Raw genomic sequence first — 13,174 nt, 5'->3', positions numbered from 1 at the left:
TTGTTATACTAAATATAACTAGGACAAAATCATATGAAGAAAAAGATAAGGATGGGAAAATAATGAGCGATTACATACAACAAGGACTGCAAGCGATGCAAGAACAAGATTATGAAAAGGCAGCTTCATACTTTAATCAAGCGATCGAAGCTAATCCAAATGATCCGGTCGGATTTATTAATTTTGGAAATTTACTAGCCATCATAGGTGAGCTAGAAAAAGCGATCGTATTTTTTGAACGAGCAATTTCTTTAGATGCTTCTGCAGCAACAGCCTATTACGGAGCTGGAAATGCCCTCTATCAATTGGAGAAATTTGATGAGGCAATTAAGATGTTTAGCCAAGCGATTCAAAATCAGCTTAAAGAGGCTGATGTTTATTTTATGATTGGAATGAGTCACTATCAATTAGGACAATTGAATCATGCACTCGTTCATTTTCAGACGGTAACAGAAATCAACCCAGACGATCTCGATGCTCGTTTTCAATATGGCCTTTGCCTTGCGCAACTTGAACAAATTGATGGAGCAATGGAACAATTCAAACAAGTTGTTGCACAAGATGAAACTCACGCGGATGCCTTTTTTAACATTGGTGTAGCGCATGCTTATAAAAACGAACCACAAGAAGCGTTAGAAGCATTTAACCAAGCACTTAAAATTCAACCAGATCATCTCCTTGCTGGAAACGGGAAAAAGAAAATGGAGGAACTGCTAACGCAATAGGGGGCAGATAAAATGGAGAACCGAGGAAGTCAAGAAGACCAATCCCCATATATAAAAGGAGAGGTCACTCACGTTATTTTCCATAACGAAGAAAATTTGTATACAGTAGCTGCGGTAAAAGTTCTAGACACAACAGAACAGCTAGATGATCCGCAAGTTACCGTTGTTGGAACACTGCCCAAAGTAGAACCTGATGATGTTTACGTCTTTTTCGGAAGGCTTCATGACCATCCAAAGTTTGGGCTGCAATATGTAGTCGAGCAATTTCGCCGGGATATTCCGCAAACGGCTCAAGGTATTATTCAGTATTTATCAAGTGATCGATTTCCGGGGATCGGAAAAAAAACAGCCGCGTCGATTGTTAAAAGCTTAGGAGAACGTGTAATTACTTTAATTCTTGAAGATCCGTCCGTACTTGAAAATGTTCCCAAACTAACTGAAGAAAAACGTAAATTGATTTACGATCAATTGGTAGAACACCAAGGAATAGAACAAGTCATCTTATTTTTATCAAAATATGGGTTTGGAATTGAACTTGCGGTTAAAATTTATCAGGTATATAAACAACAAACACTTGATGTCATTCAAAATAACCCGTATCAATTAATTCAAGATGTAGAAGGAATCGGATTTAAAAGAGCAGACCTGCTCGGTGAAGCGATTGGAATTTCAGGTAATCATCCGGATCGTATTCAAGCGGGATGTTTTTATTGCTTAAATGAAGTAAGTAATCAACAAGGGCATGTTTTTCTAGGGCAAACTGAAATTGTTCAAGAGGTTATCAACTTATTATCCACTTCTTCCAATCCTATTTCAGCAGAAGAAGTAGTAAAGTCCTTAACGATGATGGATGAAGAAGAAAAGGTCGTCATTGAAGAAGAGCGCATTTACTTAAAGACGTTATTTTTTGCTGAAAAAGGTTTAGTTACGAATATCAAACGTCTTGTTAATCGTGAAGAGCCATTGACTTTTGTTCAATCTGAATTTTTAACGGCACTTGGTGAATTAGAGGAAACGTTGAAAATGGAGTACGCGGAATCACAGAAAAAAGGAATTGAGACGGCTCTTTCTTCACCCATCATGATCTTAACGGGTGGACCTGGTACAGGAAAGACAACGGTTATCAAAGGAATTGTTGAAATTTATGCGAAGCTTCATGGTGTTTCCCTTGAACCTAGTGATTATAAGGATGGAAATCCATTCCCTGTCCTCCTTGTCGCTCCGACGGGAAGAGCAGCTAAACGAATGGGTGAAGCGACCAACCTTCCTTCGTTAACGATTCATCGTTTATTAGGGTGGAAAGGCGGGAATGGCGGTTTTGAAAAAAACGAACATGAACAATTGGAAGGGAATTTACTGATCGTCGATGAGGTATCTATGGTTGATATATGGCTGGCCAATCAATTGTTCAAATCGATTCCCGATCATATGCAAGTTATTTTAGTTGGTGACCAAGATCAGCTTCCATCGGTTGGACCGGGACAAGTGTTAAGTGATTTGTTACGTTCACGTGCGATACCAATTGTAGAGCTAACTGATATTTACCGACAAGAAGAAGGGTCTTCGATTATCCAGCTTGCTCATGAAATTAAAAATGGCGCGTTACCGCAAGACTTGAAAGAAGCTAAAGATGACCGTCGCTTTTTTCCATGTCATCAAAATCAAGTGATGCAAGTTATCGAAAAAGTGTATCTTAATGCAATAAAAAAAGGATATTCACCGAAGGACATCCAAGTATTAGCTCCGATGTATAGAGGAAATGCAGGTATTGAACGGCTGAACCTCCATTTACAAAACCTTGTGAATCCACCTGTAGAAGGGCGAAGGGAAATCGAGTTTGGAGATGTGGTTTATCGAAAAGGCGATGTTGTCCTGCAGCTTATCAACAATCCCGATGAGCAAGTGTTTAACGGGGATCGTGGTGAAATTGTAGCGATTATCTTCGCGAAGGAAAATGTAGAAAAAGTCGATCAAATCGTTATTTCGTTTGAAGGAATTGAGGTTGTATACACTAAAAAAGATTTAAGCCAAATTACACATGCGTACTGCTCATCGATTCATAAAGCGCAAGGTAGTGAATTTCCAATCGTGATTATGCCTGTCGTGAAAGGATATTTTCGTATGCTCCGACGTAACCTAATCTATACCGGAGTGACAAGAGCTAAGCAATTTTTAATCTTATGTGGGGAACAAGGTGCACTTTTCCAGGCGATTGAGCAAAAAGACGAGCACAATAGAAATTCCATGCTTTGCGATAAGCTTAAGGATGCACTGGTAACATGAAACTAGGATGAAAACTAACTAAAAGTCAGATACTATAACTGTTCGAGAGGAGGAGGTTCCTTTGCGAACATTTTCAAGTATTTGTGGTCAATCACTTTTTTGTGCAAAAACAGGAGAAGAACTTGGAACCGTCAATGATTTGTTATTAAACGATAATGGAGTGGTGACCGGTCTTGTCATAGATAAAAAAGGTTGGTTTAATCGTCACCTATTTGTTCCGATTGATGCAATTACAGGGTTTGGCCATGAAAGTCTAATGATCCAAGATATAAAGGATGCTTCTATCTATCATAAAAAAAAGACAGAGCATCACTTGAAGCAAGGGAAGGAAAAGCTGTCAGGAAGACCGTTACTGACAAGTGAAGGCGAAAAACTCGGGTTGGTAGAAGATGTATATTTTATGGAAGAATTGGGCACTATTGTAGGGTATGAAGTAACAGAAGGTTTAATTGCTGATATTAAGGAAGGGCGTAAAGTAGTGAAGACAGAGCACCCTTTAACAATCGGCAAGGATATCTTAGTTATTCAATTATAAAAAAGAGGAGACCCTATGATGCAATGTCCAAACTGTAATTGTAAAGATATCGGAAAAATAGGAACAAATCAATATTATTGTTGGAATTGCTTTGTTGAAATGACGATTACCAAAGGAAAATTGTCACTCCATCAAGTGGAAGAAGACGGTTCACTCAGTTCCTTGGACGATCTATTTGAAGACCATGATTTACAAATAGAAATGTAAATGAAGAACTTTGCCTAAAACTTATAGAGATCGATACATCCAATGGTATCGGTCTCTTTTTATTTTGGTAATCAATTGACCTTTTAATAGGCCGGCATCTGAAAATAAGTGGGATGTCACAGTTTGGCAAATAAATACTTCAAATCGGACAATAAATAACTGAATTCGGACAATAAAATTGAAAAACGGACAATAAGAGGTAAGACTCTAACTTAAAACAGATAACTCCTGCAATAAAAAGTCAAACTTGCTACTAAATCATAATAGCTCAGTCAAATATGATCATGCACACTGCTTTTCTTCATAGTTTTTGAGAAATTGTACAGTATATAACTATGGAGGAATTTATATGGAACATACAAGAGGGATCAAGTGGATTATTAGGCTGTCTATCACAATTTTGGTGTTGTTATGTATATACTTTTTTTTACAAGTATCTCCACTCTGGTTACCCGTTTTACAAGTATTATCAAAAGTAGCTATTCCGTTACTAATTGCGGCTATTATCACATATTTATTACATCCAATTATTGAAAATGCTCATGCTTATGGTCTTCCACGCCCTGTTGCGGTTTTAATTATTTATTTACTTTTTTTTGGAGGAATTGCTTATCTAATTACCGCAGCTTTCCCTTATGTTGTTGAACAGCTTAGGGAGTTTGTAGAAAATCTACCTTATATTATTCAACAAATTCAACAGTGGAGTAATTTATTTGAAAGACAGATCTCGGCTTTACCTGAAGGAATGCAAGTCCAATTAGCGGATTGGATGACGGGTTTAGAGGCGCAAGCTGAGTCATTAGGGGAACGTATTCTAGATACACTTGGTTCGATCATTGGTTCATTTATTTATTTTATCGTAATCCCATTTTTAGTTTTTTATTTACTAAAGGACTATCAGTTAATTGAAAAAGTTGCATGGTATGTTACACCGAAAAAGTGGAGAAAAGAAGGCGTTGCATTTATTCGTGATGTTGATCAATCCCTAGGAAACTATATTCGTGGACAAATTCTTGTATCTATGTGTGTTGGCTTAATTGCGATGATCGGATTATGGATTATTGGAGTTCCATACCCGATTATTTTGGGGTTATTTATTGGCATGACCGATATTATTCCATACTTCGGTGCATTCCTTGGAGCGTTTCCGGCCGTTATTGTAGCTGCCCTTCATTCTTGGCAAATGCTCCTCTTTACAGTGTTACTTATCTTTATCCTTCAACAAATAGAGGGTAATATTTTATCACCTATTATTGTGGGGAAGTCGGTGCATTTACACCCTATTTTAATTATGGTTGCTCTTCTTATTGGAGTAGAAACAGCCGGAATACTCGGTCTCGTTTTAGCTGTCCCTGTTTTATCGGTTGTTAAAGTAGTCTTGCTCCACTTGCGAACAAATTTACTCAATCATTGACAACTGATGTGTCGATTTTTATAATTAATATTGAAATCATAATATAATGAATACGTTGAAGGAACAAGTATGTTACAGCCCGTTTGATAGAGAGGTATTTCCTTGGCTGAAAGAAATACTAAACGAAGAGTAACAGAAAGCTACTCCTGAGTGTAGAAAAACCTACCGTTAGCTGCGTTAAAGCATATAGAGTGATGGACTGTTGTTGTCCATAACTAGGGTGGTACCGCGTGAATATAACTCTCGTCCCTTATTTTGGGGAGGAGAGTTTTTTTATTTGGGTCGCGGGCATCAAAGTCCATCCGTCGCTGTGAAGGTGTTTTGCGTTTTTTGGTAGTCTAGCTCTAGTGCCAGCGTCTAGTGACTTGGATTATGCTAGCTTTCATCGAAATTGATGAATTTACATCTTTGGTAAATTTAGCGGACACACAGGCCCTTATTTCAGTAGAAAACCTCTTTTTTATTTGTTTAGAGGACTCAGAAGCTCTTATTTACTACAATTCATGATGTTTTTTAATGTTTTCATGCTAATAGAGGCCTCTCAGTCCGCCAAAAACAAAAATAAGGTACTTTACCCTAGAATAAGGGCCTCTCAGTCCGCTAAATAGCGGCCGATAGCATAATCATCGTCAATGACCATAATCATTGACTAAAAATCAAGGCTGAGCGGAGGGCTCCAGTCCATACGCCGCTAAACGGACACTTCAGCTTTTCGTCGGTCTAGCTCCAGACGCCATCGGCTCGAGGTCGCTTCGGTCCATCAAGCGTGTCCCAAAAGCCGGACACTAATTGCTGGCCCTCCAGCGCTTGGCGCCGATAAGCAGGCGTCTTCCGCTTTTAGGCTGTCTAGCTCCAGTGTCCAGCGTCTAGTGGACTTCGCTCTCCTCCTTACGATAAGGCAACATCGTATCGCTACCGCTCTACGTGTTTTCTTTATCTCATCCGGAGGGCTCCAGTCCATACGCCGCTAAAACGGACACTTCCGCTTTTAGGATTATTTTTCACTTTTTTTGGTTACGATGAATAACGAGAATTAAGGAGGAATACATAGTGAAGAAGTTAACTTCTGCTCAAGTACGACAAATGTATTTAGATTTCTTTAAGGAGAAAGGTCATGATGTGGAACCGAGTGCATCTCTAGTACCAGTCGAGGACCCATCGCTGCTTTGGATTAATAGTGGTGTAGCTACATTGAAAAAATATTTCGATGGACGCGTCATCCCTGAAAATCCTCGAATTACTAATGCTCAAAAATCGATCCGAACGAACGATATTGAGAATGTCGGTAAAACAGCTCGTCACCATACGTTCTTTGAAATGTTAGGTAACTTTTCGATTGGTGACTATTTTAAAGAAGAAGCAATTGACTTTGCATGGGAATTTTTAACGAGTGAAAAGTGGATTGGGTTTGATCCTGAACTCTTATCGGTAACAGTTCATCCCGAAGACGAGGAAGCCTATAACTTCTGGAAAGAAAAAATCGGAATTCCAGAAGAAAGAATTATTCGTCTTGAAGGGAACTTCTGGGACATTGGAGAAGGTCCAAGTGGTCCAAATACGGAAATTTTCTATGATCGAGGGCCGAAGTACGGAAATGATGAAAATGATCCAGAATTATACCCTGGTGGAGAAAATGATCGTTATTTAGAAGTGTGGAACTTAGTATTTTCACAGTTTAACCATAATCCAGATGGTACATATACACCGCTTCCTAAAAAGAACATTGATACAGGTGCAGGGTTAGAACGACTAGTTTCAGTCATTCAAGATGTTGAAACGAACTTTGATACGGATCTCTTCATCCCGATTATTCGCGCAACTGAAGAGATTTCAGGTGTGAAGTACGGTCAAGAAAAAGAAACGGATGTGTCTTTTAAAGTTATTGCGGACCACATTCGTACCGTTACATTTGCAGTTGGAGATGGCGCACTGCCATCGAATGAAGGACGCGGTTATGTTCTTCGCCGTCTATTACGACGTGCGGTTCGATATGCAAAACTCATTCAAATCGAAAAGCCATTCATGTATGACCTCGTTCCAATTGTCGGAGAGATTATGGTCGATTTCTACCCAGAAGTGAAAGAAAAAACCGACTTTATTCAAAAAGTAATTAAAAATGAGGAAGAGCGCTTCCATGAAACACTCCATGAAGGTCTAACAATTCTTTCTAAAGTCATCGCTGAGGCTGAGAATAAAGGTCAAACGACGATTTCTGGTAAAGACGTGTTTCGTTTATACGATACATATGGATTCCCGGTCGATCTTACGGAGGAATACGTAGAGGAAAAAGGACTAGTTATAGATCGTGAAGGCTTTGAACGTGAAATGGAAGGTCAAAGAGAACGTGCACGTGCGGCTCGACAAGAAGGCGATTCGATGCAAGTTCAAGACCGTGTCTTGGGTGAATTAAAAACGGAAAGTACATTTGTTGGATATGAACAACTTTCAGCAGAAGCTACTGTTGAAGTCATTATCAAAGATAAAGAGTTAACTGATTTTGCAGGAACATCGCCTGATACGATTCAAGTGATACTGGATGTCACACCTTTTTATGCGGAAAGCGGTGGTCAGGTTGCCGATAAAGGTGTCTTAACAGGTAATGGATTTGTCGCACATGTTGAAGACGTACAAAAAGCACCAAATGGTCAAAACCTTCATTTTGTTAAAGTAGTAGAGGGAACATTGAAAAAAGGTGCAAAAGTAGAAGCTGTTGTTTTAGAAACGAACCGCAATGGTATCGTGAAAAACCATACAGCAACTCATCTATTACATCGCGCATTAAAAGATGTACTAGGAGAACATGTAAACCAAGCAGGTTCATTAGTTTCTGAAGAGCGATTACGTTTTGACTTCTCACACTTCGGTCAAGTGACTAGTGAAGAATTAACAAAAATCGAAGAAATCGTCAATGAAAAGATTTGGAATGCAATCTCAGTAAATATTATGAGTAAAAGCATTGAAGAAGCTAAAGCAATGGGAGCAATGGCTTTATTCGGTGAAAAATATGGGAATGTCGTTCGTGTCGTTCAAGTGGGCGATTACAGTATTGAGCTTTGTGGTGGTTGTCATGTACAAAACACAGCTGAAATCGGACTGTTTAAGGTCATTTCTGAGTCAGGTATCGGAGCAGGAGTTAGACGAATTGAAGCTGTAACAGGACAAGGTGCGTATGAATTTATGAATGGTCAACTAGATCTATTACGTCAGTCGGCCGACCTATTAAAAGCGAAAAACCTTAAAGATGTTCCGCAACGTGTACAAACGATGCAACAACAAATTCGCGATCTTCAACGTGAAAATGAGTCTTTAAATGCTAAATTAGGAAATCTTGAAGCTGGTAACCTTATTAACGAAGTAATCGAAATTGCTGGAACTAAAGCACTAATTAAACAAGTTCAAGCAAATGATATGGATAGTTTACGAGGAATTATGGATACACTGAAAGATAAAATTACTTCAGGGGTTATCGTACTAGGAGCTGCAAGTGGCGGGAAAGTAAACATCGTAGCTGGTGTTTCTAAAGACCTTATTGAAAAAGGTTTCCATGCCGGAAAACTAGTGAAAGAAGTTGCTACGCGCTGCGGCGGCGGTGGCGGTGGCCGTCCTGATATGGCTCAGGCAGGTGGTAAAGATCCTGAAAAGCTAGAAAGTGCTTTAAATTATGTTGAAGAATATATAAAATCAATTTCCTAAATAGGAAAATTTAGTGTACAATGAAATCAAACTACTGTGGGTATGAATACTCACAGAAATAGGCAGTATAGAAAGAGGTGTATGTGATGGGCTCAATGGACAATACGATGAAGTTTAATATTCAAGAAGATACGGTTGATGTCGATGTCCGCGAAGTGCTGCTAACGGTTTATGAAGCCCTTGAGGAGAAAGGTTACCACCCCATTAATCAAATTGTAGGATATCTTTTATCGGGGGACCCTGCTTACATTCCTAGACACAAGGATGCAAGAACAATTATCCGAAAGTTAGAGCGTGACGAATTGATCGAGGAGCTAGTAAAGTCTTATTTATCACAGCACCAAAAGGAGAAGTAATGAGAATTTTAGGCTTAGATGTAGGCACTAAAACAATTGGAATTGCTGTTAGTGATGAATTAGGGTGGACTGCTCAAGGAATTGAGACGTATAGACGAAAAGAGGATGACCCGACAGCGGATGTCAATTATATTGTTAACCTTGCCAATGAGTATAAAGTTGGGAGCATCGTTGTCGGACTACCTAAAAATATGAACGGAACGATTGGACCAAGTGGTGAGGCATGCCAACAATTTGCAGAAAATATAAAAGAACATGTGGATTGCCCGGTCATTTTATGGGATGAGCGTTTAACGACGGTTGCAGCAGAACGTATGTTAATTTCTGCTGATGTTAGCCGTAAAAAGCGAAAACAAGTCATCGATAAGATGGCAGCAGTTATTATATTGCAAGGCTATTTAGACAGTAAATCAAACTAATGAAGAGGTGTAGTATGACACAAGAAGAAAGAGAACGTATCATTATCCCTGATGAAAATGGGGACGAGCATTTATTCGAAGAACTATTCAAGTTTACAGTAGATGAAACTGGTAAGAACTATATCTTGCTTGTACCAGTTGGAGATAGTGAAGAAGATTTAGAAGATGACATGCAAGAAGTTATTGCATTCCAATACGAAGACAAAGAAGGCGACGATGGAAGTGACCTTGCATTAATGCCAATCGAATCGGATGAAGAATGGGCAATGGTCGAAGAAATGCTTAATACATTCGTTGCAGAACAAGACGACGAAGAATAATCAATCAAACATGAACAGAGCCAATCGGCTCTGTTTTTTTGCTGTGGTTTACGTTGTTCCTCTATTTTTTAAAATAAAGCACGAAAAATTTAGACAGCGGTGCGCATCTAAACGTAATATCTTAAACACAATTAGAGTAGTAAGGGCCGCAGTGAGAACGCCGTTGTTACTAACTCGGATAGCATCTGGAAATAAAATCTGTCTTTTTTACACGAATAATGAAATGTTTTGTAGTATAATGGTAATCGTGAAAGGGGGATATCTAGTGAGTGATCAGAAGAAAGATGAGCAGCTAGACAAATATGCTGAAAAAGTTCGGAGGGCAAAGATTGTCCGTAAAATTGTTCTTATTTGCGTTGCCATTATCTTTTTATTTTTTATTTCTGCAGTAACTTTTAGTTATTTATATATGAAGTCAGCAATGGGACCTGTCGATGCTGAGAGTACAGAAATAGTAAATGTCGAAATTCCAATCGGTTCTTCTAGTACTTCGATCGGGAGAATTCTTGAAGAAGAGGGAGTCATTAAAAACGGATCATTTTTTAGATACTATGTAAGATATAAAAATGAATCTGGATTCCAAGCCGGGAAGTATGAGTTATCTAAAGCGATGACTTTAGATGAGATCATTGATGAACTTAAAGAAGGTCTAATGATGCAAGAGGCTGACTTAATGTTTACGATACCTGAAGGATTATGGCTAGAAAATGTAGCACGTTTAATTGCACAGAATACAGACCATACTGAAGATGAAATAATGGAAACAATAAGCGATGAAGAATATCTAGAAGAATTGATTGAGCGTTATTTTATATTAACAGAAGATATACTAACCGATGGTATCCGCCACCCGTTAGAAGGATATCTATTTCCAGCACGATATGACTTTGTAGATGAAGATGTTTCAATTGAAACGATTATTGAAGCGATGATCGAACGAACCGATAAAATTGTAGCAAAATACATGTCGTATTATCCAGATCATCCGTATACGGTTCATGAGACTTTAACATTAGCTTCTATTATTGAGCGAGAAGCTCAAAAAGAAAAAGATCGTTATACGATTTCTGGTGTATTGTATAATCGTTTAGACCGCAATATGAGATTGCAAGTAGATCCAACTGTTGCTTATGCCATTGGAGAACATCTATATATGACGTCTTATGCAGACTTACGAGTAGACTCACCTTATAATACGTATATGTACGCCGGAATTCCGATCGGACCCGTAGCTAATCCTGGGGAAGCATCCATTAAAGCTGCTTTTGAACCAGAAGAAACGGAGTACATTTATTTCTATGCAAGGTACGGCGGGGATGTATTATATTCCGTTACGTATGAAGAGCATAACCAAAATGTTCAGAAATATCGTCATGAATGGGCTGAAGCTAGACAGTCAGAAGAAAATGAAGAAGGCGAACAAGAGTAATCTAGAAAGTAAACAGCACGAGCACTAGGATGTAGGGATCCTAGTGCTTTTTATAAGTAATATCGTTAAGTCTGACATAGTCTATTGTGCTTGTTTGCTAAATTTTTCAATTCACACGTTTAACGAGATGAATTTCGCGAACGGTGGTGATTGTGGTAAAATAAAGCGTTATGGAGTGTGGAATACTAAGGAGGAAAAGCGATGCTTCCTAATGATGATAAAATAGATGCTTATATTACATCACTAATTTCTGAGCGGAATGAGCTTCTTATAGAAATGGAGCAACTGGCTAAAGAACAACAAGTACCCATTATGGAGTTAGTCGGAATCGAAACGTTGTTGCAGTTGTTGAGAATGAAACAACCTAAGTCGATTTTAGAAATTGGTACAGCAATTGGTTATTCAGCGATTCGAATGGCTCAAGCAATAGATGGTGTAAAAATAGTTACGATCGAGCGCGACGAGCCAAGGTACAATCAGGCTCTAGGTTTTATTGAAAGGGCAAATGTAAGTGATCAAATAGAAATTATCTTCGGGGATGCCTTACATGTAGGCGAACAACTTGAATTATATGCCCCATTTGATGTATTATTTATTGATGCTGCTAAAGGACAATATGAGAAGTTCTTTCAAATATATGAGCCATTGGTGCGATCAGGTGGCTTAATTATTTCAGATAATGTACTATTTCGCGGCCTCGTGGCTGAAGAAAATATTGACAATAAAAATCATGCAAGCATGGCTAAAAAACTTCGTCGGTACACTGAATGGCTGATGAAAAATGAACATTTTACTACAAGTATATTGCCAGTAGGAGACGGCATTGCCTTATCAATAAAAAAGTAAAGAAGGTGTAAGACATGGGGAAGAAACCAGAGATTTTAGTAACCCCAAATAGCGTTGAAGCCATTGAACGGTTAATTCAAGCGGGTGCAGATGCAATCTTAATTGGGGAACAACGTTTTGGTTTACGTTTAGCAGGTGAATTTTCTAGAGAAGATGTTATAAAAGCAAAAGAGATTACAAAAGCGCATGGTGCAAAAGTATATGTTGCGATGAATGCCATTTTCCATAATGAACATTTGGATGAAGCATCTGACTATTTGAAATTTCTTAATGAAACGAATGTAGATGCGGTTGTTTTTGGGGACCCGGCCATTTTAATGTTGGCCCGTGAAATGGCCCCAACTATGAAGCTGCATTGGAACCCTGAAACGACAGCAACCAACTGGTATACAGCGAATTACTGGGGAAGACAAGGGGCAACACGAGCTGTTTTAGCTCGTGAAATCAATATGGATGCGATCGTAGAAAGCAAAGAGAATGCAGAAGTCGAAATCGAAGTACAAGTACATGGCATGACGAACATGTTCCAATCCAAACGTTCATTAGTTGGGAACTACTTTGAATATCAAGGTAAGAACCTAGAGGTTGAGACAACGGAGCAAGCACGTCAAATGTATTTATTCGATAAAGAACGAAATGCAAAGTACCCTATCTTCGAAGATAAAAATGGTACACATATCATGAGTCCAAAAGACATCTGTATCATTGACGAGCTAGAAGATATGATTGACGCTGAAGTTGACTCGTTCAAAATTGATGGTATATTAAAAAGCACTGAATATATGGAACAAGTAATTCAAATGTACCGGGAAGCAATTGAATTATATCTAACAGATGAAGATGCTTACGCAGATAAAAAAGAAGAATATGTTGAAAAAATTCGCGAGATCCAACCACCAAATCGTGACATCGACACTGGATTCTTCTTCAAAGAAACGGTTTATTAA

12 protein-coding genes and 1 other annotated feature are annotated in these 13,174 nt (G+C 38.6%); all 12 genes read left to right on the top strand.

The window, feature by feature from the left end; all coding sequences use genetic code 11:
- Positions 1 to 62 precede the first annotated feature (62 nt).
- The gene (locus ACNSTQ_RS03380) at positions 63 to 725 is read left to right on the top strand and encodes a tetratricopeptide repeat protein (protein WP_418198437.1); all 663 of its coding nucleotides are present in this window, start codon (positions 63 to 65) and stop codon (positions 723 to 725) included.
- Positions 726 to 737: 12 nt separating this feature from the next.
- Positions 738 to 3,008, top strand: coding sequence for an ATP-dependent RecD-like DNA helicase (locus ACNSTQ_RS03375; protein WP_418198436.1), 2,271 nt, complete (start codon positions 738 to 740; stop codon positions 3,006 to 3,008).
- 61 nt (positions 3,009 to 3,069) lie between these two features.
- The gene (locus ACNSTQ_RS03370; protein ID WP_418198435.1) at positions 3,070 to 3,543 is read left to right on the top strand and encodes a PRC-barrel domain-containing protein; all 474 of its coding nucleotides are present in this window, start codon (positions 3,070 to 3,072) and stop codon (positions 3,541 to 3,543) included.
- An 18-nt stretch (positions 3,544 to 3,561) separates the two neighbouring features.
- Positions 3,562 to 3,750, top strand: a complete 189-nt coding sequence (locus tag ACNSTQ_RS03365) for a hypothetical protein (protein ID WP_216829090.1) — start codon at positions 3,562 to 3,564, stop codon at positions 3,748 to 3,750.
- Positions 3,751 to 4,099: 349 nt separating this feature from the next.
- Positions 4,100 to 5,164: an AI-2E family transporter gene (locus tag ACNSTQ_RS03360; RefSeq protein WP_418198434.1), complete on the top strand. Its 1,065-nt coding sequence runs from the start codon at positions 4,100 to 4,102 to the stop codon at positions 5,162 to 5,164.
- A gap of 46 nt (positions 5,165 to 5,210) precedes the next feature.
- Positions 5,211 to 5,418, top strand: a binding site (T-box leader).
- 796 nt (positions 5,419 to 6,214) lie between these two features.
- Positions 6,215 to 8,857 (top strand): alanine--tRNA ligase, encoded by a 2,643-nt coding sequence (alaS, locus tag ACNSTQ_RS03355; RefSeq protein WP_418198433.1) that lies wholly within the window; start codon positions 6,215 to 6,217, stop codon positions 8,855 to 8,857.
- Positions 8,858 to 8,943: 86 nt separating this feature from the next.
- Positions 8,944 to 9,213 carry an IreB family regulatory phosphoprotein gene (locus ACNSTQ_RS03350; protein ID WP_209122861.1) on the top strand — a complete coding sequence of 90 codons (270 nt, stop codon included), beginning with the start codon at positions 8,944 to 8,946 and terminating at the stop codon, positions 9,211 to 9,213.
- Positions 9,213 to 9,632 (top strand): Holliday junction resolvase RuvX, encoded by a 420-nt coding sequence (ruvX, locus tag ACNSTQ_RS03345; protein ID WP_418198432.1) that lies wholly within the window; start codon positions 9,213 to 9,215, stop codon positions 9,630 to 9,632. Before ACNSTQ_RS03350 ends, ruvX begins: the two co-directional genes overlap by 1 nt.
- 14 nt (positions 9,633 to 9,646) lie before the next feature.
- Positions 9,647 to 9,952 (top strand): DUF1292 domain-containing protein, encoded by a 306-nt coding sequence (locus ACNSTQ_RS03340; protein WP_418198431.1) that lies wholly within the window; start codon positions 9,647 to 9,649, stop codon positions 9,950 to 9,952.
- Positions 9,953 to 10,217: 265 nt separating this feature from the next.
- Complete coding sequence (gene mltG, locus ACNSTQ_RS03335; protein ID WP_418198430.1) at positions 10,218 to 11,381, top strand: endolytic transglycosylase MltG; 1,164 nt, start codon at positions 10,218 to 10,220, stop codon at positions 11,379 to 11,381.
- Positions 11,382 to 11,582: 201 nt separating this feature from the next.
- A complete protein-coding gene (locus ACNSTQ_RS03330; RefSeq protein WP_418198429.1) occupies positions 11,583 to 12,227 on the top strand; it encodes an O-methyltransferase in 645 nt (214 codons plus the stop codon).
- Between the two features lie 14 nt (positions 12,228 to 12,241).
- Positions 12,242 to 13,174: a peptidase U32 family protein gene (locus tag ACNSTQ_RS03325; RefSeq protein WP_418198428.1), complete on the top strand. Its 933-nt coding sequence runs from the start codon at positions 12,242 to 12,244 to the stop codon at positions 13,172 to 13,174.

Source organism: Alkalihalobacterium sp. APHAB7, from assembly GCF_048323755.1.
Classification (GTDB): Bacteria; Bacillota; Bacilli; order Bacillales; family Bacillaceae_F; genus Alkalihalobacterium.
Note: the sequence above shows the minus strand (reverse complement) of the source record. Positions and strands in the feature narration are given on the sequence as shown.